This is a genomic window from Wenzhouxiangella psychrophila, assembly GCF_042310375.1.
Classification (GTDB): domain Bacteria; phylum Pseudomonadota; class Gammaproteobacteria; order Xanthomonadales; family Wenzhouxiangellaceae; genus Wenzhouxiangella.
Genome location: NZ_JBHJMQ010000006.1, coordinates 205296 through 228666, shown reverse-complemented (window position 1 = coordinate 228666; position 23371 = coordinate 205296). Strand labels below are relative to the sequence as shown.

The following is a 23371-nucleotide window of genomic DNA, read 5'->3' as shown; positions in this document are numbered from 1 at the left end:
TAATGGCCGACACGAGCACCCAGCACACGCCCCTGATGCAGCAATACCTCCGGATCAAGGCGGATTATCCGGACATCCTGCTGTTCTTCCGCATGGGCGACTTCTACGAGCTGTTCTACGACGATGCCCGGCGCGCCGCCGGGCTGCTCGACATCACGCTCACCCACCGCGGCAAGTCGGCCGGCGAGCCGATTCCGATGGCCGGCGTGCCCTATCACAGCGTCGACGGCTACCTCGCTCGCCTGCTCAAGAAGGGCGAGTCGGTGGCCATCTGCGAGCAGATCGGCGACCCGGACACCGCCAAGGGGCCGGTCGAGCGCAAGGTCGTTCGCATCGTCACGCCGGGCACGGTCACCGAGGAGTCCCTGCTGGAAGAACGCGCCGAGCGCTTGCTGGCGGCAATCCTGCCGGCAAAGGACGGTTACGGCCTGGCCTGGCTGGACCTGGCCGGCGGGCGGCTGCGCTGCTGCGCGCTGGCCTCGGCGGCCGAATTGACCGCCGAGCTGGAACGCCTGCGCCCGGCCGAAGTGCTACTGCCGGAGAACGCCACCGTGCCCTTCAACCGCGAAGGCGCGGCCGTGCGCGAGCATCCGCCCTGGGCCTTCGACACCGAGTCGGCCGAGCGCGAGCTGTGCCGGCAATTCCGCGTGCAGGATCTGTCCGGTTTCGGCATCGAGGGCCGCGGCCCGCACGTCGGGGCCGCCGGCGCCCTGCTCGGCTACGCGCGCGACATGCTCGCCGGCGACCTGCCGCACCTGTCGGGCATGCGCGCCGTGCGCCCGGCCGAGCACCTGGTGCTCGACGCGGCCACGCGCCGCCACCTGGAAATCGACGTTCACCCCGACGGCCGCAGCGAGCACACCCTGGTCGGCCTGATGGACACCGCCGGCACGCCCATGGGCAGCCGCAAGCTCAAGCGCTGGCTGACCCATCCGCTGCGCGACCGCGCCGCCCTCGGGGCACGCCACGAGGCCGTCGCCGCCTTGCTCCAGACCCATGCTCACCCCGGTCTCAATGAGCAACTTTCCGGCCTGGGCGATATCGAGCGCGTCCTGACCCGCATCGCGCTGAAAACCGCCCGGCCGCGCGACCTGGCGACCCTGCGCGAGGGCCTGGGCCGCTTGCCGGCGCTGGGCGATGCCCTGGAGCAGGTCTCCGTACCGCTGCTCGACGAGCTGCGCGACGACCTCGCGCCCTGCCCCGACCTGTTCGAACTGCTCGAGACCGCCATCGTCGAGCAACCGCCGATGGTCATCCGCGACGGCGGTGTGATCGCCGAAGGCTTTGATGCCGAGCTCGATGAACTGCGATCCCTGAGCCAGAACGCCGGCGACTTCCTGGTCCGCTACGAGGAACAGGAACGCGAACGCACCGGCATCCAGACGCTCAAGGTCGGCTACAACCGCGTGCACGGCTACTACATCGAGATCGGCAAGACCCACATCGAAAAGGTGCCGACCGAGTACAGCCGCCGCCAGACACTCAAGAACGCCGAGCGCTACATCACCGAAGAACTGAAAGCCTTCGAGGACAAAGTGCTGTCGGCGCGCGAGCGGGCGCTGACTCGCGAAAAGGCGCTTTACGAGGAACTGATCGAGCGCCTCAGCAACGAACACGGGCGACTGGCGATCATCGCCGCCGGGCTGGCCGCGCTGGACGTGCTCGTGACCTTCGCAGAACGCGCCGAGACCCTGCGCCTAAATGCCCCCGTGCTCGACGAAATCCCGGGACTGGAAATCGCCGAGGGTCGCCACCCGGTGGTCGAGCGCGTCCAGGACGAGGCCTTCGTGCCCAACGACTGCCGGCTCGATCCGGAGCGGCGCATGCTGGTGATCACCGGCCCCAACATGGGCGGCAAGTCGACCTACATGCGACAGGCCGCGCTGATTACCATCCTGGCCCACGCCGGTTCCTTCGTGCCGGCGAAATCGGCGCGTATCGGCCCCATCGACCGCATCTTCTCGCGCATCGGCGCCGGCGACGACCTCACCCGCGGCCGCTCCACCTTCATGGTCGAGATGGTCGAGACCGCCAATATCCTGCACAACGCCACCGAGCACTCGCTGGTGCTGATGGACGAGATCGGCCGCGGCACCTCGACCTTTGACGGCCTGGCCCTGGCCTGGGCCGTGGCGACCGAACTGGCACTGAACCTGCGCGCGCTGACCCTGTTCGCCACGCACTACTTCGAACTCACGCGCCTGGCCGAAGACCACGAGGGCATCGCCAACGTGCACCTCGACGCCCGCGAGCACGGCGACGAGATCGTCTTTCTGCATTCAGTCAGGGAAGGCCCGGCCAGCCAGAGCTACGGCATCCAGGTCGCGCGCCTCGCCGGCGTACCCAAGCCCGTCATCGCCCAGGCCCGAAAACACCTCGACCGCCTGGAAAACGATGCCGCCGCGGCCAGCACACCCCAGCTGGGCCTGTTCGGTCAGTCCAGGGCTGAGGACAAGTCCACATCCGAGCCCGATCCGCTGCGCGACATGCTCGAGGACGTCGACCCCGACGACCTCAGCCCGCGCGAAGCGCTGGACTGGCTCTACCGGCTCAAGAAAATCGACGCCTGACCGAGAGCATCAAAGCAGGACGTAGACGAGCAGCAGACCGCCGAGCACGATTCGGTAGCCCACGAACGGCTGCATGCCGATGCGCTTGATGAAGGCCAGGAAATAGTGGATGCAGGCGTAGGTGCTGATCGCCGAGACCACGAAACCCAGCAGCAACAGGCCCCAGGGTGTGGTCAGTTCGGCCGTTGAAAGATCGTGCAGGCCAAGCACCGTGGCGCCGGTAATAACGGGAATCGAAAGCAGGAAGGAAAACCGCGACGCCGCCTCGCGGGTCAGGCCCATGAACAGCGCGGCGGTGATGGTGATGCCCGAACGCGAGGTGCCCGGAATCAGCGCCAGCACCTGGGCGAAACCGATCACCAGCACGGCCCGGAGGCCGAGCTGGTACTCGTCGCGATCGCGCCGTCCCCGCCAGTCGGCCCAGCCCAGCAACAGGCCGAACACCACCAGCGCTGCGGCCATGATCCAGACCGCGCGCAATTCATTCTCGGCCAGGTCCTTGAGCAGGAAGCCGAACACCACCGCCGGCAGCGTGCCGATGATCAGCCACCAGGCCAGCCGCGAGTCAGCATCGGCCCGGCCACCCGACAGTGAGCCGCCCCAGGAGCGCGCCATGACCAGCAATTCCCGGCGGAAGTACACGACCACCGCCAACAGCGATCCGGCGTGCAGGATGATGTCGAAATCCAGCCCCTGGTAGACGCCGCCGGTTACCCAGGAGTACAACACCAGGTGCGCCTGGCTGGAGACAGGCAGGAATTCGGTCAGGCCCTGGATCAGGGCGATCAGCAGGGTCTGCAGCCAGTCCACGCTTTTTCCTCGGTCGGGTTGTGTCGCCGCGCTGCGGGCATGTGCCGGTCCAGTTGACGGGGCGTCGGGGGCTCGGGCGGTATGATAACGTTCAAATCAATCTGCCGGAGGCTTCCGGCAGCATGCCTCGGGGAGAAACAACATGAAAGCACTGCGCATCATCGTCCTTGTGATCGCCATCGTCGCGGCCCTGTTCCTGCTGCTGGCCGGCCCGGGCACGCGGATGGAATGGTGGGACTTCAGCTTCGGTTTCACGCTCATGCGTTGGGCGCTCTACGGCGGTGTTGCCGCTGGCGTGCTCGGCATCGTGTTTCTGCTGGTACCGGCAACGCGCCGCGGCGGCGCCGGCGTGCTCGCCGCTGCTGCGGTGATCGGGCTGGCGACGGCGGCCGTGCCGTACCTGCAGGTCCAGAAGGCGCGTTCGGTGCCGCCGATTCACGACATCACCACCGACACCGCCAATCCCCCCGAATTCGTGGCCATCGCGCCGCTGCGCGAAGACGCCCCCAACCCGGTCGAGTACCCCGGCGAGGAAACCGCCGAGCAGCAGCGTGAAGCCTATCCCCAGATCGAGACGCTCCAGCTCGACGCCTGGCCGGCCATCGCCTTCGAACATGCCTTGGCAGTGGCCCGTGCGCAGGGCTGGGAAATCGTGGCCTCGAGCGAATCGGAAGGCCGCATCGAGGCGACAGCGACAACGTTCTGGTTCGGCTTCAAGGACGACGTGGTCATCCGGATCCGGGGCGATAACAAGGGCAGCGCGGTCGATGTGCGCTCCAAGTCGCGCGTGGGCCGCAGCGACGTGGGCGCCAATGCCGAACGTATCGAGAGCTATCTCGAAGCCCTGCAGGCGCGGGCTCAGTCCTGAGGCGCCTCATGGCGTGAAAGGGCCCAGTCGACGTGCTCACGAACCAGCCCGGAGGGATGATCGATTCGCGCCCTGAGCGCCTCGACCACTTTGCTTGAGGTCGGGGCGTTGCCCAGGGCCACGGCGAGATTTCTGAGCCAGCACTCGTAGCCCGTTCGGCGGATCGGGTTGCCCTCGGTGCGCTCCAGAAACGTTTCCTCGTCCCAGCCGAACAGCTCGACCAGATCACCGGCGTCGAGATCCTTGCGTGGCGCGAAGTCGGCCTCGCCGGTGTGCTGCGCATAGCGGTTCCAGGGGCAGACCATCTGGCAGTCGTCGCAGCCGAACACGCGATTGCCCATCAGCGGCCGCAGCTCCTCGGGGATCGAGCCCTTCAGCTCGATGGTCAGATAGGAGATGCAGCGGCGCGCGTCGAGCTGGTACGGACCGGTGATCGCCTGCGTCGGGCAGACGTCGATGCATCGCCGGCAACTGCCGCAATGCTGGCTCACCGGCTCGTCGGCCGGCAACTCCAGGTCGGTGTAGATCTCGCCCAGGAAGAACCAGGACCCGGCATGGCGGCTGAGCAACAGGGTGTGCTTGCCGATCCAGCCGAGGCCGGCCTTTTCGGCCAGCGGCTTCTCCAGCACGGGCGCCGAGTCGGTAAACACGCGATGACCGAAGGGCCCGATCTCGCGTTCGATGCGCTGGGCCAGTTTCTTCAGCCGCTTTCGGATGAGCTTGTGGTAATCGCGGCCCAGGGCATATCTCGAGACAACCGCGCGGTCCGGCTGATCGAGCAGTTCCTCGACCGGGCGGGCCGACTCGGGCAGGTAGTCCATGCGCGCGACGATCACCGAGCGGGTGTCGGGATGCAGCAGCGCGGGCCGGCTGCGCTTGCGCCCGTGGGCCGCCATCCAGTCCATTTCGCCGTGCCGGCCTTCGGCCAACCATTCATCCAGGCGCTCTTCGTAGCCGGACAGATTCGTGTCGGCGATACCGACCTCGGCAAACCCGAACTCCAGCCCCCACTGGCGAATCTTCTCGACCAGTTCGCCGGAATCGAGCTCACCTTGCCTATAATCGCGACCATGACTCATGTCCGACATTATCCCATCGTGCCGCTCTACCGTGCCGAATCCGTGCGCGAACTCGACCGGCAGGCCATCGAAGGTCACGGCATCGACGGTTATGACCTGATGCGGCGCGCCGGCCGGCGTGCCTTCGAAATCCTGCGCGCCCGCTGGCCGGAGGCGCGGGCGCTGACCATCTGCTGCGGCGGCGGCAACAACGGCGGCGACGGCTACGTCATGGCCCGCCTGGCCCGGGAGGCCGGGTTGGCAGTACAGCTGATCGCGATGAAATCGCCCGACGACCTGTCCGGGACGGCCGCGCGGGCGGCGAAGGACTGGCTGGCTATCGGGGGCACCATCGAACAAACTGACGAGCGGCTGCGCGGCGACGTGATCGTCGACGCCCTGCTCGGCACCGGCCTGGACCGGCCCGTGCGCGACGACTACGCGCGCCTGATCGACCACATCAACGACACCGGCCGACCGGTGCTGGCCGTCGACGTGCCCTCGGGCCTGAATGCCGATACCGGCATGCCGCAAGGCCGCTGCGTGCATGCCTGGGCCACGGTCACCTTCATCGGCCGCAAGCGCGGCCTCTACACCGGCCAGGCCGGGCGCTGGTGCGGCGCCCTGCTTTTCGATGGCCTGGAGACACCGACAGCGATCCACGACGCGGTCGAAGCCGACGCCACACTGCTGGATCCCGGCCTGTTGCAGGATCAGCTCCCCGCCCGGCCAGCCGATACCCACAAGGGCGAGCTGGGACGCGCACTGATCGTCGGCGGCAATCACGGCATGGCCGGTGCGCCGGTGCTGGCCGGGCGGGCGGCCCTTCGGACCGGCAGCGGGCTGGTCACCCTGGCAACGCGCGAATCCCACGCCACCCTGGCGCCGGCCATCCAGCCGGAATTGATGAGTCACGGCGTGGAGACGCTCGAAGCATTCGAGTCGCTGATTGAAAGCGCCGACGTGCTGGCACTGGGCCCAGGCCTGGGCCGCGACGACTGGGCGCGCGCGCTGTGGAAGCGATCGATCGAGCAAAACGTGCCGCTGGTGGTCGATGCCGACGGGCTCAACCTGCTGGCCGGCGAGCCGACCCGGCGCGGGAGCTGGATTCTCACCCCCCACCCGGGCGAGGCCGCACGCCTGCTCGAGACCGGCATCGCCGAAATACAGGCCGATCGCTTCGCCGCCGCCTCGGCCCTGGCCGAGCGCTTTGATGCGGTGGTGATTCTCAAGGGTCACGGTAGCCTGGTGGCCGGGCCCGGCGCGACCGTGGCAGTCTGCCCCTACGGCAACCCGGCCATGGCCTCGGCCGGGATGGGCGATGCCCTGACCGGCATCGTCGCCTCCCTGCTCGGACAGGGCCTCCAGCCATTCGACGCGGCCTGCTGCGGCGTGCTGGCCCATGCCCTGGCGGGCGACCGGGCCGCGCGCGACCGGCGCCAGATTCTCGCCGGCGATCTCATCGATGCCCTGGCCCGGGTGCTTCCGGCGTGAGCGAAACGCGGGAGTTCGTTGCCCTGGGGGAGTCCGACACCCTGGCCCTGGGTGGTGAACTGGCCGGCTTGTTCGCCGGCGGGGGCATCGTCTATCTCTCGGGCGACCTGGGCGTGGGCAAGACCACGCTGGTGCGCGGCCTGCTGCGCGCGCTCGGCTTCGAAGGACGGGTCAAGAGCCCCAGCTACGGCCTGATCGAGAGCTACGTCATCGACGGGCGCGAGATTCACCACCTCGACCTTTATCGCCTGGGCCACGGCGAGGAAATCGCCTACCTGGGACTGGAGGACCTGCTGACCGAAGGCAGCCTGCTGTTGGTCGAATGGCCCGAACGCGGCGAGGGCTGGCTGCCGGCTGCCGACTGGCGTATCGAAATCGACGACCGGGAAGGCGGCGGGCGCACGATCCGCGTTCAGCGCTGAGAACCGCCCGACGCGGTCATTAGAGCCGTCGCTTGCTATAATGCTCGGTTTTCCGCCGCTGCAAGACCATCCCACAAGGAGACGCGCGTGAGCATCATCAGCAAACTCGACACCCTGCGCAAGATTGGCGGCAGGCCGCTGACCCCCGGCCTGTCCGACGACGTCATCGAACGCTTTGCCGAGAGCGATCCCCGGCTGGGACAGGCCGTGGACGATGCGCTGGGTGTGCTGGAATGCTGGCGCGAAGCCTACCCGGACCTGATCGGCATCGACGAGGCCGACCAGAAAGAGGCCCTGCAGTCCGGTTACGTCAACTTCTACCCGGACGACTGCGTCAATCCTTTCGTGGCGCTGGCCGCGCGCGGGCCCTGGATCATCACCACCAAGGGTGCGGTGCTGCACGACTCCGGCGGCTACGGCATGCTCGGGCTGGGTCATGCCCCCGAGGCGGTGCTCAACGCCATGAACCAGCCGCACGTGATGGCCAACATCATGACGCCGAGTTTTTCGCACCAGCGCTTCTTCGACGTGCTGACCTAAGAGATCGGCAATCGCCGCGACGGGGGCTGCCCGTTCCACCGGTTCCTGTGCATGAACTCCGGATCGGAGGCGGTCACCGTCGCCGGCCGCATCGCCGACATCAACGCCAAGCAGATGACCGACCCGGGCGGACCGAAGGCCGGCTACAAGCTGCACCGCCTGTCCCTGTCCGGCAGTTTCCACGGCCGTACCGACCGCCCTGCGCGCTTCTCGGACTCGACGCGCAAGACCTACAGCCAGCACCTGGCCTCCTACCGCGAGGAAGACACGCTGATCACCGTCGAGCCCAACAATATCGAGCACCTGCAGCAGGTGTTCGACTGGGCCGGCAAGAACAGGATCTTCATCGAGGCGATGTTCCTGGAACCGGTCATGGGTGAAGGCAATCCGGGCATGGCGGTCACGCCCGAGTTCTACGCCGAGGCCCGACGCCTGACAAAAGAACACGGCACCCTGCTGCTGATGGATTCCATCCAGGCCGGCCTGCGCACCCAGGGCGTGTTGTCGGTCGTCGACTATCCGGGCTTCGAAGGCCTCGAAGCGCCCGACCTCGAAACGTACTCCAAGGCCCTCAACGCCGGTCAGTACCCGCTGTCGGTGCTGGCCATGAACGACAAGGCCGCCGGCCTGTACCGCAAGGGCGTGTACGGCAACACCATGACCGCCAACCCGCGCGCACTGGACGTGGGCACCGCCGTGCTGCGCCAGGTCACGCCCGAACTGCGCGAGAACATCGTCGAGCGCGGGCGCGAGTTCCTGGACAAGTTCGGCCAACTGGCCGAGGAACTCGACGGGCGCATCACGCGCGTGCAAGGCACCGGCCTGCTGTTCTCGATCGAACTCGACAGCAGCGTCTACAAGGCCTACGGCGAAGGCTCCACCGAGGAATACCTGCGCATGCACGGCATCAACGTGATCCACGGTGGTGCCAACTCGCTGCGCTACACACCGCCGTTCGGCATCACCTCTGAAGAAGTCGACCTGATCGTCGAGGCCACCCGCGACGCCCTGGTCAACGGCCCTGTCCGTCAGTCCGAACAGGCCGCGTAAACCAGACAGCGCGGCGACGCTGCTCGTCGCGCTTCCAACTAGCTCGCAACATCCACTGGCAGTGCCGGTGGGCGCGCGCTATATTGATGGCAGGCCCCGAGCGGGATGCAACGCATGCGCTCAGCAACCCCCTGGCCGGCGCTTGCCGGCTGCCTCTTCGTCATCTGGTCGGGCACCGCCCCGGCCCAGCGGCCGAATGATCCGGTCTGGGTCGAACCGGATGCCCGGGCCCTGACCGGTTCGCCAGCCGTCGAGCGCAGCGCCGACGCCCTCCTCGAACGCACTCTTTCCGGCGCCGGCACGCATGCACTGGCTGCCGAAATGAGCGAGATTCGCGGTAACGCTTCACTGTCGCCGGCCGAGCGCGATGCAGTGCTGTTCGGTTACATCAAGCGGCTGCGTGATTTTCCACCCGGCACGGCACCGGAGGCGCTGCTGGAGTGGCTTGCCGGCGTGCCGCCACTGGCGGTGACGGCCCACGAAGAAGGCGCCCACCATCCCGTCGCGTTGTTCGACGTCGCCACGGCCGCGCGCGGCCTGGCCAACGAATGGGCCTGGCGGCGCGGTCACGAAGCCGTCTCCGGCCACAATGCACTGCCCCCGTCCACCCTGGCCGACCAGCTCACGCAAGGCTCGCCGGACAACCCCGAGTATCGCGGCATGCGCTACGCCATCCAGCGCATGCCGGTCGAGCGCCTCGACGCGCTGGCCCTGCACTGCGCTTCCGGTCTCTATGGTTGTGGAGATTTCCGCGCCGACATCGAACTCGCACGCGGCAACCTGGACTGGCTGCAGCACTGGCTCCAGACGGCATCGGCTCGAGTCGTCATGCCCCGGCTGAAGCATGCCCGGGCCATGCTTCCGCCCGCGAAGGCCTCGGAACTGAGTCGAGCCGCACTCGAGCACCCGGCCCCGGGCATTGCCGCCTGGGCGATGAGCGACCTGACGGCCCATCTGCCCAAGGACCGCGCTGTCCGGCAACAATGGGGCAGCCGGCTGCTGGATCTGCTCGACGATCCAGAGCTGGGCGGCGCGGCAGCGCTGCAGCTCGCTCGCATGGACGGCGGTGACTGGCTCGAAGCAGCAACGACCAAAACGCTGACGGAGCACGGGCGCCGCCGGCTTGAGCTGTTGGCCGAGCTGGAAGCCGCCGAGCAGGAGACCGATCCTGAAAGCGAGGCCGGACCATGAACAGGCCCGGCCGCTTCATCGCGATCATTCTCCTGGCGGCATCCCCACTGTTGCCGGCCCAGTCCATCATCGACTGGACCGAAGGCCCGGGCAGACTGGGGCTGGGCTACCCCGTGCCGATCCCGGTCGACACCCCACTGCCCTTCGACGGCTTCCGCACGTACGCCGGTCTGCGCACGCGTCACCAGGACCTGGCGATGACGCACGACTTTATCGATTCGGCGATCGCCGGGCAGACGCGCGGCAACCGCGACATCTGGGCCTACCGCCTGGGCCGCGGCGGCGACACTACGTTCGAGGGCCTGCCCCGCGCCGCATTGCAGTTCACCGGCGGCATCCACGCCCGCGAATGGCAATCACCGGAAGTCGTCACCGGCCTGATGGAACGTCTGGTCGACGGGCGCGGAGACAAGCACTGGACCGACTACATCCTGTATCACACCAGTATCGTCGTCATCCCGGTGCTCAACGTCGACGGCTTTCTCCAGACCCAGCGCTATCCACGCAGCAACTGGCTGGACGTGGACAACCGCTCTCCCGATTCCTCCCCGCGCGACGGCCGCATGCGGCGCAAGAACCTGCGCGGCGCGGATGAAAGCCTGGTTACGGTTTCCGGCCGACTGTCCGGTGTCGATCTCAACCGCAATAACGAGCCGGCCTGGCCCGGCCCGCCCGATACAGGCATACGGGAGGACCTGACTTATCGCGGCCCCTCCCCCGCTTCCGAACCGGAAACGCAGGCGCTCATGGCGGCCGCGGCACTCGGCCCGTCCGAACAGTTGCGCTTCTACGCCGACATGCACTCCTACACCAAGGTGTTCTTCAGCGTCCAGACCAACAACAATCGGCTCAACGACATCCAGGAGCGGGTTCTGGACATGGCCGCCGATCACCACGCCGCGCTGCCGGGCAGCAAGCGCTATGTCGACAGCCCTCGACACATCAGCAAAGGCATCGGAACAACCTCCGAATACTTCGCGCACGAGTTCCGGGTGCCCTCGCTGACCTGGGAAATCGAACCGGGCAGCAGGGGCGGCACCGAATACGGGGGCTTCGGCAACAACGGCCACGACGGCTTCATCCTGCCCGAGAGTGAAATCGCCCGGGTGCGCGAGAACCTGGCCGAGAGCATGATGGCGATTGCCTACCACATGGCCGGTCCGCCGCGCATCGTGCGCGCCGACCTGCTCGACGAAGACGGCCGATTGACCTTCTGGAGTGCACGCTGGCGCGAAGCCGAGAACGGGCAGCGCCAACTCGTCACGCGCAGCGTCCGGCCCCTCGAGACCGGCCTTGATTACCGGCTGCGAGTGGTCTTCAGCAAGCCCATGCGCTGGCGAGAAGACGGCGAGATCGTCCCATTCCCCGGCCGTTTCTCCAGCTCACTGGGCGTCGACCTCGATATTGAAGTCGATGGCCAGCCGCTGGAAACAACGGTCAGCGGGCCTTCCTGGAGTGAAGAACCTCATCGCTGGTTAGGCGACCGTCCGAACTATCGCGACAGTACCGTCACCCTGCCGGTTCACCTCGCGGACACCGAGGCCAATCGATCCCTGCTGGAGCAGTCCACCGGCAAACATGCAACGCTGGCCATCGAAACCACCGACATGACCGGGCATCGGCTCGACGCCGACCCGTCGACGCCCGTGCGTTTCCGAACCGGTTTCTGGCGAGACTACGATTCGAATGGTGACGATCCCGATCAAGGCGGTACGGACCGGTCGCTCCAGGTCGAGGCCGGGCCGGAGAGCGATCCGTCGATCCTGGCGATAAGCCCCGGCCATACGGCAATGTGGTTCAACCCCGAACGCAGCGGCGAAGGCTGGATGCTGGAAATCCTGCCCGACGATCGCGCGCTTGCCTACTGGTTCACGTTCGATGGCGAAGGCCGGCCGCGCTGGCTGATCGGTTCGGGCAGGATCGAGGGCAACCGCATCGAGTTTCCGGAGCTGGTGGCCGGAAGCGGGGCGCAATTCGGCAGCGCGTTCGATCCCGAAGACGTCGAGCTTGAAACCGTCGGCTCGGCTCGCATGATCTTCACCGGCTGCCAGAGCGGCTGGTACGAGTACGAGGCATATGACCATCACCGCACCATCGATTTCCAGGCCCTGACCTCGACCTGGAGCACCGATTGTCGCCCGCCCGACATGCCCACGGCCTTTCCGGATCGCGCGCTGCTGAGCGGCTCCTGGTACGACCCGCTGCAGCCGGGACAGGGCATGACGGTCCAGTGGCTCTCCGCGGAGTCGATGCTTCTGGTGTGGTTTACCTACGATGCCGAGGGTCGCCCCTACTGGATCATCGGCCAGAGCGAGGCCGGCAGCACTGACCCGATCGTCTTTCCCGAGCTGCTGACCGTCCAAGGTCCCGTCTTCGGCGACGATTTCGACCCGGACGACGCCGAGCAGAACTTCTGGGGCCGGGCGGAACTCACCCTCGGCTGCGAGCAGGGTCGCCTCGAGTACGAGTCCGAGCTGGATGGTTTCGAGGACGGTGCCCTGCCGCTGGAAAGGCTTACCGAGCTGGCCGGACTGGCCGGCCTAGGCTGCGAGTTGTAGGACACCGGCGAGCACGGTCAGGCCGGCAGCCAGGGCCACGGTCAGGCTGGCAAGGGCCAGCAATTCACCCGATACGGCGATCAGTTGCCGGGTGCACTGGCGAAGCGATTCCCGGCGATTAAAACGGGGACGAGCCTGGCGGTTTGGGAGGGTTGCCTGCATTTCTGAACTCCATCGTTTGAACGTGATGCAAGTTCAGCATGCCGACTTCTCAGAACCTGAGAATGGAGTGATTCGTCACTTCGACCCCCCCTCATCGCCGAGTTCGCGTTCCATCTCGGCCAGGGATGCGTGGCGAAGATCCTTGCCCTCGACCAGGTAGACGATGTACTCACCGATATTCTTGGCGTGGTCGCCGATGCGCTCGATCGAGCGCGCCACCCAGATGGCGTCGATGATCCGCCGAGTGTTGCGCGGCTCCTCGACCAGATAGGTGTGGTACTGGCGCAGGATGGCTTCGTAGTCAGCATCCACCTTGTTGTCCTCGCGCACGAGGCTCACGGCAACCTCGGGGGCCAGCCGCACGAAACCGTCCAGGGCATCGTGAAGCATACCCCGCACGGTCGTTCCCATGATTTCGAGTTCGCGGTAGTTGTTACGCGGCCGATCGGCCTCGGCCAGCCGGATCGCCATGCGGGCAATCTTCTCGGCCTCGTCGCCGATGCGCTCGAGATCGTTGATTGCCTTGATCATTGCCACGACCAGGCGCAGGTCGCTGGCCGTCGGCTGGCGCCTGGCGAGCACCATGATGCAGCGCTCGTCGATGGCCTTTTCCATCTCGTTGACCTGGTCGTCGGCCTCGACCACGTGCTGCGCAAGCTCGGAGTCACCCTCGACCAATGCCTGCACGGCATTGCCGATCATTTCCTCGGCGAGCCCGCCCATGGTCATCACCTGCTGGCGCAGGGACTCGAGTTCCTCATTGAACTGGCGGGAAATATGTTTATCGAGGTGCAGCTTGTCCATTGTTGATTACCCGTAGCGGCCTGTGATGTAGTCTTCCGTCGCCTTTCGGCGCGGATTGGTGAACAACCGGGCCGTGTCGTCGAACTCGACCATTTCGCCCATGTACATGTAGGCGGTGAAGTCGGAAACACGCGCGGCCTGCTGCATGTTGTGCGTCACGATGACGATGGTATACCGATCCTTGAGCTCGATGATGAGTTCCTCGACCTTGGCCGTGGAAATCGGATCCAGCGCGGAACAGGGCTCGTCGAGCAGGATCACTTCCGGTTCGATCGCAATGGCGCGGGCAATGACCAGCCGCTGCTGCTGACCGCCCGAAAGCCCGAACGCATTGTCGTCCAGGCGATCCTTGACCTCGTCCCACAGTGCGGCCGAGCGCAGCGCATTCTCGACCACCTCCGAGAGCTGGCGTCGGTCGTTGACGCCCTGCAATCTCAACCCGTAGGCGACGTTCTCGAAGATGGTCTTCGGAAACGGATTGGGCTTCTGGAAGACCATGCCCACGCGTCGCCGGTGCTCGGCCACATCGACATTGCGGTGATGAATATCCTGACCGTCGATCAGGATCTCGCCCTCGATGCGACAGATGTCGATCAGGTCGTTCATGCGGTTGAAACAGCGCAGCAGGGTCGACTTGCCGCAACCACTGGGGCCGATAAAGGCCGTCACCCGATTTCGGGGAATACGCAGGTCGACGTTCTTCAGCGCCTGGTCCTCACCGTAGTACAGATTCAAGTCACGCGTTTCGATACAGATATCCTCGCGCTCGATATTGAGCGCCTGGCGATCCTCATTGACGGATACGCCGGTCGGAATCTGCGTTTCCTGTTGCTTCTCTTCCATTGTTCTGATTACTCTCTATAAAACCATTTCTAACCGCGAAGACGCAAAGATCGCAAAGTGCATTCAAACTCGCCAAACATGCAGGCGAGCATAATCCGAGTCACCATCTGCCAATCTATTTACATTCTCCAATCTGCTAATCTTTGTCTTTGCGCTCTTTGCGGTTAGCCAATCATGTCAGTCGCTTTCTGAGCGATATTTCTCGCGCAGCCGGTTGCGGATGGCGATTGCGCTCAGGTTCAGGATCAGGATCAGCGCCACCAGCGTCAACGCCGTAGCGTAGACCAGTGGCCGGGCCGCCTCGACATTGGGACTCTGGAAGCCGACGTCGTAAATATGAAAACCCAGGTGCATGATCTTGCGCTCCATATGCACGTAGGGAAATTCGCCGTCGACCGGCAGGCTCGGGGCGAGCTTGACCACGCCGACGAGCATCAGCGGCGCCACTTCGCCCGCGGCACGCGCCACGGCCAGGATCAGGCCGGTCATCATCGCCGGTGCCGACAGGGGCACGACAACCTTCCAGAGCGTCTCCCACTTGGTTGCACCCAGCGCCAGTGAGCCCTCGCGCACGGTGCGTGGAATCCGTGCCAGGCCCTCTTCGGTCGACACGATCACCACCGGCAGGGTCAGCAAGGCAAGTGTCAGCGAGGCCCAGAAAAGCCCCGGGGTACCGAAAGTCGGCGCCGGCAATCGCTCGGGGAAAAACAGCTCGTCGATACTGCCGCCTAGCATGTAGACGAAAAAGCCCAGCCCGAACACGCCGAAGACGATCGAAGGCACGCCGGCCAGGTTATAGACCGACACGCGGATCATCTTGAGGATCGGCCCCTGCCGGGCATACTCGCGCAGGTAGATGGCGGCCAGGACGCCGAAGGGCGTTACCAATACCGACATGATCAGCACCATGGTCACCGTGCCGAAGATAGCCGGGAAGATGCCGCCCTCGGTATTGGCTTCACGCGGGTAACCGGTAATGAAGTCCGAGATCCTGTGCCAGTAGAAACCCAGCTTGCCCGCCAGGCCCAGGGCATTGTTCGTCGAAGCCATCACGATCTTGCCGACCTGGATGGCCACTTCCTGCCCGTTGGCCGTCCGCGCATGCAGCACATCGCGTTCGTTGCGCTGTTGCAAATCATTGCGCTGCGCCCGCAACTCGTCGTATTCCTCCTCGAGCACGGACCGGCGGGCCTCCAGGTCGGCCATGGCGGCTTCCCGCTCGGCACCGGTGACACCGCGGTGATCCAGCCCCCGCTCCTCCAGCCGGATTTCCTCGAGCTGGCTGTTGATACGGCCGATCTCGTAGCGTTCGATCTGCTGGATGCGCGCGTGCAGTTCATTGGCGCGTTCGATGCGCGCCTGGAGTTCGCCCCACAGGTTCTCGCCTTCGGCGATCGTCCGGCCGTCTTCTTCCAGGCGCAGGGGATAGCCGTAGAAATTGCCCCACTCGCGCCGTTCGATCATCATCGCGTCTTCCGGGTAGGCCCACTCCCCGAGCGCGGGTTCCAGGTGCCATACGAAATCGCGCCCGGTCAGGTCGCGGTTGCCGACCTTGAACAGGTGCCGCGTGACGACCTGGGTATCGTCGTCGATGAACTGACCGGCCTCCCGTACCCGGTCGGCCGGCAACGTCTCGCTTTCGACCAGCTCACCCAGAATGACCGATTCGCTACCATCTGCAGCCGTCACAGTGGTCTCGGCGAGCGGCGCCGGCCAGAAATGCCCGAAACCCCGCACGGCGATCAGCAGCAACAGGCCGACGACCATGATCACGGAAATGCTCAGTGCCCCGCCGATCATCCAGATCCACGGATCACCGGATTTGAACCATTCTCTGAACTTCATAGCTCTCACAGACTGCTGTACTTCGTGCGCAAGCGCTGGCGCACGATTTCGGCGATGGTGTTGACGATGAAGGTCATGGCGAACAGCACCAGGCCGGCCAGGAACAGGATGCGGAAATGCGTGGAATTGACGGCCGTTTCCGGCAACTCAACAGCGATGTTGGCCGACAGGGTACGCATGCCTTCGAAGATGTTGAAGTTGACCACCGGGCTGTTGCCCGTGGCCATCAGGACGATCATGGTCTCGCCCACGGCACGCCCGAAGCCGATCATCACCGCCGAGAAAATACCCGGGCTGGCCGTCAGCAGGATCACCCGCGTGACCGTCTGCCAGGGCGTGGCGCCCAGCGCCAGGGAGCCCTGGGTCAGATGCTTGGGCACGGTAAAGACCGCATCCTCGGCAATCGAGAAAATAGTGGGAATGACGGCGAAGCCCATGGCGATGCCGACCACCAGGGCGTTGCGCTGGTCGTAGGTAATGCCGATGTCGGTAAACCATTGCCGCATCGAGCCGTCGAAGAACCAGATCTCGATCAGCGGCGAGAGTTCGATCAGACCCCATACCAGCAGGCAGATGACCGGCATCAGAATCAGCGCTTCCCAGCCGCCCGGTATGCGGTTGCGAACGCCCCTGGGAAGCTGTGCCCACGCCCAGGCGACGATCAGGAAGGCCAGCGGCAGGCCAACCAGTACGGTAAACACCACCGGAATGTGGTTTTCCAGGAACGGCGCCAGCCAAAGGCCGGCCAGGAAACCGAGGATCACCGTCGGCAGCGCCTCCATCACTTCGATGGTGGGCTTGACGTAACCGCGCAAGCTGGGCGACATGAAATAGGCGGTGTAGATCGCCCCGGCAATCGCCAGCGGCATGGCGAACAGCATGGCGAAGAAAGCGGCCTTGAGCGTGCCGACGGTCAGCGGCACCATCGAATACTTGGGCTCGAAACTGTCGCTACCCGACGAGGCCTGCCAGACGTAGGCGGGATCGGAGCGGCCTTCATACCAGACCTTGCTCCACAGGGCCTTGAAGGATGTTTCCGGGTGCTCGTTCCACAAGTCGAGTTCGGTAATTGTGCCCTCACGATCCTCGACCAGAATCCGTTCATTGACAGGAGAAACGGCTACGCCCACCAGCGGCTTGTCGGAAACCCGGTCGAGAAACACCGTTCGTGCAGAAGTGCCGTAATGAATCCCGAGGTAACCGGCATCGTCGACGGCGACGAAGCCCTTGCGCGTGTACTCGGGCTGAATGGCCGTGATGGCACCCGGATGCTGTTCGAAATCGCGCGCCCGGGCCAGGTAGAAAATGTTGTCTCCGGCATCCTCGGTCTCGTCCCGGACAAGGAACCACTGCGATACATTGCCGGAGGCGGTGCCAACGATGGCCGAAAATGTACCGTTGAGAAACTGCAGGCTGGTGATCGACTCGCCCGGTTCACCGGCGACCTCCCGACGATCGCGCATGACGGCCTCGGCGGGCCTGGAAATGTCCCAGTAGATCAGGCTGCCGCCGGCATCCGCGGCAATCAGGTTCCAGAGGTTGGCGCTGAGCTGGAGGTGGGTGACCGGCGTGCCGAAGGCAGGCAGATCGTACGATTCACGCTGGACGTCTCGCTCGCCCGACAGAAAGCCGGTGCGCACCCGGTAGCGCACGAACAGCATGCGGCCATCGGCCGTCTGCGCGGCCACCCCGGTGTCGTCACGCGCCTTCTGGATGGCGATCGCGGTGAGGGCCTCGCCCGAATCGTCGACCACAACCGGCTCGGGCCCGACCGGAAAGCTGGGATCGGGAACCACGTCGCGAACGCCGGCTTCCGGAAACTCGAGCGCGTGATTATGTTCGACGATGATGGCCGTGCCGTCGCTGAGGCCGAGTGCCACCCGGCGCGCCCGCGGCTCGCCGTTTCCGACGCTGGTGATGCGTACCCCTTCGGGAACGGCCAGTTCGATGCGCCGGATAACCTCGCCGTCGCCGAGCCTGAAATACACCAGTTCACCCTCACGGCTGTAACGCATACCGATTTCGCCGTAGCGCTCCAGAGCCAGGTAGGCCGGCACCGTCGTCCCGGAATCGGCCGTAACATAGCTCTCCTGGCGCTCCACCGACGCCCCCTTGAACAGCGGCAAGACCTCGCTGAACAGGTACACGAAGATCAGCGCCAGGGCCACCACCACGCCCCCGCCGCCGGCGCGCACCATCCAGCGCGCTGCACCGTCAGCCAGGTAGCGGCTGCGCCGACGACGCGCCATCGCGTCGGCGCTCGGCAGGTGGGACTGCCGCTGGCCTGCTTGTGTCGCGTTGTTACTCATCCAGGAACTCGATGGTTCAATGATCGTTGTGGCCGGCAGGCCGATGTCGAACGGCCCCGCAAGTGCCAGGGCCGTTCGGATTCAACATGATAATGCGGACGTTTCTAAAGTCCCAGCTCGTCGCGAATACGCGAAGCAGCCGACTCCGGCAGGGGAATATAACCGTCGCGCAAGACAACCTGCTGACCCTGGCGTGACAGGACCATGCGGAAGAACTCGCGTTCCAGCGGGGAAAGCTCGCGATTGGGGTTCTTGTTGACATACACCAGCAGCAGGCGGGCCAGCGGATAGTCACCGCTGACGCCGTTGTCGGGCGTCGGGCCGTAACAGGCGTCATCGCCGACATGGGTCAGTTCGATGGCCTTGACGCCGGAGGTCTCGTAACCGATGCCCGAGTAGCCGATGCCGTTGAGCGATTCGGTCACGCCCTGCACGACCGAGGCCGAACCAGGCTGCTCGTTGATCGAGGGCTTGTAGTCGCCGCCGCAGAGCGCATTGTCCTTGAAGTAACCGTAGGTCCCCGACACCGCGTTGCGGCTATAGAGGGCGATGTCGCGATTGGCCCAGTCACCTTCCAGCCCGAGCTGGCCCCAGCGAGTGATGTCGTCGGCCGCACCGCAGCGACGGCCCACGGAAAAGATCGCGTCGACCTGTTCCATCGTCAGGCACTCGACCGGATTGTCCTTGTTGACGTAGACGGCCAGCACGTCGATGGCCGTACCGACCTGGGTCGGCGGGTAGCCGTGCTTTTCCTCGAAGGCCTGGATTTCGGACGAGCGCATGGGGCGGCTCATCGGCCCGAAATTAGCCGTGCCCTCGGTCAGCGCCGGCGGCGCGGTCGAAGAACCGGCACCCTGAATCTGGATGTTGACGTTGGGGTAGTAATCCTGGAATTCCTCGGCCCACAACGTCATCAGATTGTTGAGCGTGTCCGAACCGATGGACGACAGGTTGCCGGAAATGCCCGATACCGGCTCGTATTCCGGCAGTTCGGGGTCGACTTCGGCCTGCGAAAAGGCCGTGCCGCTTGCCAGCATTGCTGCACAGGCGGAATACTTGAACAGTTGCTTGATCATGTTGATCGGACTCCTTGGATGTTCTGCTTGCGGATTGTATGAACGAAAGGTGACAGTTTGATTACGCGACCCCGTTGCGACGCGCCGGGGCCGCGCAGGCCCGGTTCGCAGGAAAGATGCAACGGAAGACGCTGCCCACACCCGGGTCGGACTCGACGTCCAGCCGGGCGCCGTGGCGCTTGAGAACGTGCTTGACGATGGCCAGGCCAAGACCGGTGCCGCCCCGCGCCCGGCTGTGGGAGCTGTCAATGCGGTAGAAACGCTGGGTGATGAACGGCAAATGCCGGCGGTCGATTCCCACGCCATGATCCTGAACTTCGAAAACCAGGCTGCCGTCCTGTTCTTCCTGCCAGCGCACCGATACGGGCTGCCCCGCGTCACTGTAGCGGAAGGCGTTGATGACCAGGTTCGAGAGCGCGCTGTAGATCTCGTTTTCCACGCCGTTGAGACAGCGCTCCGTCTCGACCTGGATGTCCAGCGGGTGCGCCTCGGCGTCGGCCAGCACGGCGTCGCGTCCCAGGCGCCGGATCAGCGCGGGCATATCCACCGGGCTGTCCATCGGCGCTTCGCTTTCCTCGGTCTCGAGCCGGGAGAGCTCGAGCAGGTCGTTGACCAGATTGTTCATTCTCTGGGTTTGGGCGCGCATCTGACGGACGGGCCCCCGCCAGGACGGATCAAGGTCACGATCCTCCACCATGGAATCGAGATAGCCGCCCAGCACGGTGAGGGGAGAGCGCAGCTCGTGCGAGGCGTTGGCGACGAAGTCCCGGCGCATGGCCTGCAGGCGGTGCAGCCGGGTCACATCACGAATCAGCAGCAGGTACTGTTCATTGGTATAGGGCACCAGGCGCATCAGCAGGCGCCGGCTCGGGTCGACCGGAGAGGCAATCTCGATGGGGTTTTCGAAGTCGCCCGACTCGATGAAAGCCACCAGCCGGGGGTTCCGGATGAGGTTCGAAACCGGCTGGCCGAAATCGCTGCGGCTGGTCAGGCCGGCCAGCGTACAGGCTGCCTGGTTGTACCAGAGAATGCGGAACTCGCGGTCGAGAACCAGCGTGCCGTCCGGCATGGCGGCGGTGGCTTCCCGGAATTCGCGAATGACGGCCGCCAGCCGTCGCTTGCTCAGGTGATGTCGACGCCGCAACCGGTAGTAGTCGTCGAAGAGCTGGCCCCACACGCCCCAGGAAGCCGGCGGGTTGCGTCTCCGGCTGCGCAGCCACTGGTCGAGGCGGTAGAGCTGGTGAAACCAGCGCCCGACAAGAACGGCCAGGGCCAGCAGCAGAAACCAGGGAAGCCCCCCGAAAATAAGCGCCAGAACCAGGGCGCCGACGACCAGCGCGGCCAGGAACAGCAACTCGCTGAACCAGGCACGCGACATCAGGCCGTTTCCACCGCCGAGAATCTGTAACCTGCCCCGCGAACGGTCTGGATGTAGCGATCGAAACCCAGCGGCGCCAAGGCCTTGCGCAGGCGCAGTACGTGCACATCGACCGTGCGCTCCTCGATGTAGACGCCGCCACCCCAGACATAGTCGAGCAGTTGCGTGCGCGAGTAGACGCGGTCCTGGTGGGTCATGAAGAAACGCAGCATGCGAAACTCCGTCGGCCCGAGATCGATCGGCTTGCCGTTGCCCGTGACACGGTGGCTGGCGGTGTTGAGCACGAGGCCATTGACCACCACCTCTTCATCCGCCCCGCCGGGCGCCGACCGCCTCAGCAGTGCATTGATGCGCGCGATCAGCTCGCGCGCGCCGAAGGGTTTGGTGACGTAATCGTCAGCCCCGCTGTCGAGCCCGCGAACCTTGTCGTCTTCCATCGTACGCGCAGTCAGCATGATGATGGGTATATCCTGCGTCATCTCGTCACGGCGCAGGCTGCGAGCCAGTTCGACGCCGCTGGTGTCGGGAAGCATCCAGTCGAGTAGCAGCAAGTCGGGGAGATCGTCGGCGATTCGAACCCGGGCCGTCTGGCAATCACCCGCTTCGACAACGCGGAAACCCGCTCTTTCGAGATTGAAGACGATCATGTCGCGAATCGCCTCGTCGTCCTCCACGACCAGAATGGTCTGGTTGTTCATGGTATGCCCTGCAGTCAACTTCGCATCATTGCAGCAGTGTCATGTGACACTTCCATGACACGACCGTGACGGACTCCCTACACACGGGCAGTCTCCGCATGAGGCGCTATCGATAATAGCCCAGCGCGACTTCCAGTTGCCCGGATACCGCCTCGCGCAGAAAATCGGGCGCCACAACCTCGATATCGGCGCCATAGCGGAGGATCTCCATGATCAGTTCTCGGCTGCGCCCGAACGGTACGGTCAGCTCGAAGCGTCCGTCCTGCATCCACTCGGAGCGCTGCTCGGGATGCCAGACCTCGTCAGCCGCCCAGCGCGCCGCCTCGGCACTGAAACGCAATACGGCATCGTGTTCGACCGGACCCGAGAAGATGCCGAAGGCCTGGTCGAAATGCCGGGTGATCTCCTCCTCCGGCAACTCGATACTTTCCTGCTCAAGCCGACCGATATCGCGAATCCGTTCCAGGGCGAAACTGCGCAATCCTTCCGAGCGATGGCACCAGGCATCCAGGTACCAGCGGTCGCGGTAGCTGGTCAGGCGCTGTGGCGAGACTTCGCGTTCGCTGACGTCGTCGCGCCGGCGCCCGTGGTAGGTAATTGCCAGCCGCTGGCGCTTGAACAAGGCCTGCAGCACATCTTCGAACAGATCGGCCGGCACCGGCCGCCCGGCGTCGTGCCGGATGTTGATTCGTCCCGGCTGGGTCGAGAAATCCAGCCCCTGGGCGTCGAGCAGCTGGTTGATGCGCTGCTGCACGCCTTCGAGCTCATCCTCGAGCAAGCCCGGCTGGACATTGCCCAGCACGTGACGGGCGGTCAGCAGGGCCTGCAGTTCATCGGGGCTGATCCATAGCCCGGGCAGTTCGAAACTGCCGGCCAGGCTGCGGTCATAGAAAAAGCCGCGGCCGTCCGGATCCTGCTCCAGCGGTGCCCCCAGGTGGTCGCGCAATTCATTGATGAGCCGATAGAGGGTCGCCTGGCTGCAGCCGAGCTCTTCCATCAGACCCTGGCGGGCAATCGGCGTGCGCCGCTGGCGGAGGATGTCGTGCAGGTGATAGAGGCGTTCGCGCCGGCTCAAGAGCGATGGACCCCATAGCAGTTGTCACAAAGGCCGTAGATTTCCAGCACCTGGCGGCTGGGATGGAAATGCTCGTGCTCGGCGGCAGCGTGCAGCTTGCTGGTCAATGCCGGATCGTGAATCTCGGTCACCGTCTGGCATTCGTCGCAGATCAGGAACTGGCCCTGGTGGGACTCGGCCGGATGGAAACAGCTGACGAAAGCGTTGAGGGATTCGAGACGGTGAATGAAATGATTTTCGAGCAAAAACTCCAGCGCCCGGTAAATCGTCGGCGGCGCAGCGTTGGGCTGCTCGGCCTTGAGCAGGTCGAGCAGGTCGTAGGCCTTGACCGGCCCCTCGGCCGACAGCACCAACTCGAGCACCCGCCGCCGGGTGGGCGTCAGGCGCAGGCCACGCTGCCTGCAGCGCTGCTCGACCTCACGAATGACCTGGCTCGAATCCATGCCTTTTATTCTATCAGGCAGGGTCGGCAAAAACCTTTGAAACGCAAAGACGCAAAGCAGCAAAGGACGCGAAGAAAAACAAAAAACTGAATGATTAAAAACCAACAAACAGCGAACTGGGTCAACTCCAGCCTTTCAGCAACTTCCGTGGTCACCTGCTTTATTGATTTTTCTTTC

General features: G+C 64.9%; 20 protein-coding genes. 8 read left to right on the top strand and 12 right to left on the bottom strand.

Annotated features, from left to right (window positions below; translation table 11 throughout):
- The first annotated feature begins 2 nt into the window (after positions 1 to 2).
- Positions 3 to 2570 carry a DNA mismatch repair protein MutS gene (mutS, locus tag ACDC66_RS10050; protein ID WP_376696575.1) on the top strand — a complete coding sequence of 856 codons (2568 nt, stop codon included), beginning with the start codon at positions 3 to 5 and terminating at the stop codon, positions 2568 to 2570.
- A 9-nt stretch (positions 2571 to 2579) separates the two neighbouring features.
- Here the strand turns inward: mutS and ACDC66_RS10045 are convergent, their stop codons facing one another.
- Positions 2580 to 3380, bottom strand: a complete 801-nt coding sequence (locus ACDC66_RS10045) for an undecaprenyl-diphosphate phosphatase (RefSeq protein ID WP_376696574.1) — start codon at positions 3378 to 3380, stop codon at positions 2580 to 2582.
- Positions 3381 to 3522: 142 nt separating this feature from the next.
- On the opposite strand from ACDC66_RS10045, the gene ACDC66_RS10040 reads away from it, so the two are divergent.
- The gene (locus tag ACDC66_RS10040; protein WP_376696573.1) at positions 3523 to 4248 is read left to right on the top strand and encodes a DUF1499 domain-containing protein; all 726 of its coding nucleotides are present in this window, start codon (positions 3523 to 3525) and stop codon (positions 4246 to 4248) included.
- Here the strand turns inward: ACDC66_RS10040 and queG are convergent.
- Positions 4239 to 5327: a tRNA epoxyqueuosine(34) reductase QueG gene (gene queG, locus ACDC66_RS10035; protein WP_376696572.1), complete on the bottom strand. Its 1089-nt coding sequence runs from the start codon at positions 5325 to 5327 to the stop codon at positions 4239 to 4241. The genes ACDC66_RS10040 and queG overlap by 10 nt on opposite strands.
- Here queG and ACDC66_RS10030 point away from each other — a divergent pair.
- From ACDC66_RS10030 to ACDC66_RS10005, 6 genes are all read left to right on the top strand, one after another.
- On the top strand, positions 5319 to 6800 hold the full coding sequence (locus ACDC66_RS10030) for an NAD(P)H-hydrate dehydratase (protein ID WP_376696571.1): 1482 nt from the start codon (positions 5319 to 5321) through the stop codon (positions 6798 to 6800). The genes queG and ACDC66_RS10030 overlap by 9 nt on opposite strands.
- Entirely contained in the window at positions 6797 to 7222 is a 426-nt protein-coding gene (gene tsaE / locus ACDC66_RS10025) for a tRNA (adenosine(37)-N6)-threonylcarbamoyltransferase complex ATPase subunit type 1 TsaE (RefSeq protein ID WP_376696570.1), read from the top strand. The genes ACDC66_RS10030 and tsaE overlap by 4 nt, the downstream gene beginning before the upstream one ends.
- 87 nt (positions 7223 to 7309) lie before the next feature.
- Entirely contained in the window at positions 7310 to 7762 is a 453-nt protein-coding gene (locus ACDC66_RS10020) for a hypothetical protein (RefSeq protein WP_376696569.1), read from the top strand.
- 3 nt (positions 7763 to 7765) lie between these two features.
- Positions 7766 to 8812, top strand: coding sequence for an aminotransferase class III-fold pyridoxal phosphate-dependent enzyme (locus ACDC66_RS10015; RefSeq protein WP_376696587.1), 1047 nt, complete (start codon positions 7766 to 7768; stop codon positions 8810 to 8812).
- 114 nt (positions 8813 to 8926) lie between these two features.
- The gene (locus ACDC66_RS10010) at positions 8927 to 10003 is read left to right on the top strand and encodes a hypothetical protein (RefSeq protein ID WP_376696568.1); all 1077 of its coding nucleotides are present in this window, start codon (positions 8927 to 8929) and stop codon (positions 10001 to 10003) included.
- Entirely contained in the window at positions 10000 to 12561 is a 2562-nt protein-coding gene (locus ACDC66_RS10005) for a M14 family zinc carboxypeptidase (RefSeq protein WP_376696567.1), read from the top strand. Before ACDC66_RS10010 ends, ACDC66_RS10005 begins: the two co-directional genes overlap by 4 nt.
- On the opposite strand, the gene ACDC66_RS10000 is transcribed toward ACDC66_RS10005, so the two are convergent.
- The 10 genes from ACDC66_RS10000 to ACDC66_RS09955 all read right to left on the bottom strand — a co-directional run bounded on the left by ACDC66_RS10000 (position 12544) and on the right by ACDC66_RS09955 (position 23194).
- On the bottom strand, positions 12544 to 12723 hold the full coding sequence (locus ACDC66_RS10000) for a hypothetical protein (RefSeq protein ID WP_376696566.1): 180 nt from the start codon (positions 12721 to 12723) through the stop codon (positions 12544 to 12546). The genes ACDC66_RS10005 and ACDC66_RS10000 overlap by 18 nt on opposite strands.
- Positions 12724 to 12798: 75 nt before the next feature.
- Positions 12799 to 13527 (bottom strand): phosphate signaling complex protein PhoU, encoded by a 729-nt coding sequence (phoU, locus tag ACDC66_RS09995; RefSeq protein ID WP_376696565.1) that lies wholly within the window; start codon positions 13525 to 13527, stop codon positions 12799 to 12801.
- Positions 13528 to 13533: 6 nt separating this feature from the next.
- Positions 13534 to 14370, bottom strand: coding sequence for a phosphate ABC transporter ATP-binding protein PstB (gene pstB / locus ACDC66_RS09990; RefSeq protein ID WP_376696564.1), 837 nt, complete (start codon positions 14368 to 14370; stop codon positions 13534 to 13536).
- Between the two features lie 177 nt (positions 14371 to 14547).
- Positions 14548 to 16215, bottom strand: coding sequence for a phosphate ABC transporter permease PstA (pstA, locus tag ACDC66_RS09985; RefSeq protein ID WP_376696563.1), 1668 nt, complete (start codon positions 16213 to 16215; stop codon positions 14548 to 14550).
- 5 nt (positions 16216 to 16220) lie between these two features.
- Positions 16221 to 18524: an ABC transporter permease subunit gene (locus ACDC66_RS09980; protein ID WP_376696562.1), complete on the bottom strand. Its 2304-nt coding sequence runs from the start codon at positions 18522 to 18524 to the stop codon at positions 16221 to 16223.
- Positions 18525 to 18628: 104 nt separating this feature from the next.
- Complete coding sequence (locus ACDC66_RS09975; RefSeq protein WP_376696561.1) at positions 18629 to 19600, bottom strand: PstS family phosphate ABC transporter substrate-binding protein; 972 nt, start codon at positions 19598 to 19600, stop codon at positions 18629 to 18631.
- Positions 19601 to 19661: 61 nt separating this feature from the next.
- Complete coding sequence (gene phoR / locus ACDC66_RS09970) at positions 19662 to 20978, bottom strand: phosphate regulon sensor histidine kinase PhoR (protein WP_376696560.1); 1317 nt, start codon at positions 20976 to 20978, stop codon at positions 19662 to 19664.
- A complete protein-coding gene (phoB, locus tag ACDC66_RS09965) occupies positions 20978 to 21676 on the bottom strand; it encodes a phosphate regulon transcriptional regulator PhoB (protein ID WP_376696559.1) in 699 nt (232 codons plus the stop codon). The genes phoR and phoB overlap by 1 nt, the downstream gene beginning before the upstream one ends.
- Before the next feature lie 106 nt (positions 21677 to 21782).
- Positions 21783 to 22751, bottom strand: coding sequence for a helix-turn-helix transcriptional regulator (locus ACDC66_RS09960; RefSeq protein ID WP_376696558.1), 969 nt, complete (start codon positions 22749 to 22751; stop codon positions 21783 to 21785).
- On the bottom strand, positions 22748 to 23194 hold the full coding sequence (locus tag ACDC66_RS09955) for a Fur family transcriptional regulator (protein ID WP_376696557.1): 447 nt from the start codon (positions 23192 to 23194) through the stop codon (positions 22748 to 22750). Before ACDC66_RS09955 ends, ACDC66_RS09960 begins: the two co-directional genes overlap by 4 nt.
- Positions 23195 to 23371 lie beyond the last annotated feature (177 nt).

Coding starts and splice junctions, on each gene's coding strand:
- mutS (WP_376696575.1), top strand. CDS start 3: ATGGCCGACACGAGCACCCAGCACACGCCCCTGATGCAGCAATACCTC.
- ACDC66_RS10040 (WP_376696573.1), top strand. CDS start 3,523: ATGAAAGCACTGCGCATCATCGTCCTTGTGATCGCCATCGTCGCGGCC.
- ACDC66_RS10030 (WP_376696571.1), top strand. CDS start 5,319: ATGACTCATGTCCGACATTATCCCATCGTGCCGCTCTACCGTGCCGAA.
- queG (WP_376696572.1), bottom strand. CDS start 5,327: ATGAGTCATGGTCGCGATTATAGGCAAGGTGAGCTCGATTCCGGCGAA.
- ACDC66_RS10010 (WP_376696568.1), top strand. CDS start 8,927: ATGCGCTCAGCAACCCCCTGGCCGGCGCTTGCCGGCTGCCTCTTCGTC.
- ACDC66_RS10005 (WP_376696567.1), top strand. CDS start 10,000: ATGAACAGGCCCGGCCGCTTCATCGCGATCATTCTCCTGGCGGCATCC.
- ACDC66_RS10000 (WP_376696566.1), bottom strand. CDS start 12,723: ATGCAGGCAACCCTCCCAAACCGCCAGGCTCGTCCCCGTTTTAATCGC.
- phoU (WP_376696565.1), bottom strand. CDS start 13,527: ATGGACAAGCTGCACCTCGATAAACATATTTCCCGCCAGTTCAATGAG.
- pstB (WP_376696564.1), bottom strand. CDS start 14,370: ATGGAAGAGAAGCAACAGGAAACGCAGATTCCGACCGGCGTATCCGTC.
- pstA (WP_376696563.1), bottom strand. CDS start 16,215: ATGAAGTTCAGAGAATGGTTCAAATCCGGTGATCCGTGGATCTGGATG.
- ACDC66_RS09980 (WP_376696562.1), bottom strand. CDS start 18,524: ATGAGTAACAACGCGACACAAGCAGGCCAGCGGCAGTCCCACCTGCCG.
- ACDC66_RS09975 (WP_376696561.1), bottom strand. CDS start 19,600: ATGATCAAGCAACTGTTCAAGTATTCCGCCTGTGCAGCAATGCTGGCA.
- phoR (WP_376696560.1), bottom strand. CDS start 20,978: ATGTCGCGTGCCTGGTTCAGCGAGTTGCTGTTCCTGGCCGCGCTGGTC.
- phoB (WP_376696559.1), bottom strand. CDS start 21,676: ATGAACAACCAGACCATTCTGGTCGTGGAGGACGACGAGGCGATTCGC.
- ACDC66_RS09955 (WP_376696557.1), bottom strand. CDS start 23,194: ATGGATTCGAGCCAGGTCATTCGTGAGGTCGAGCAGCGCTGCAGGCAG.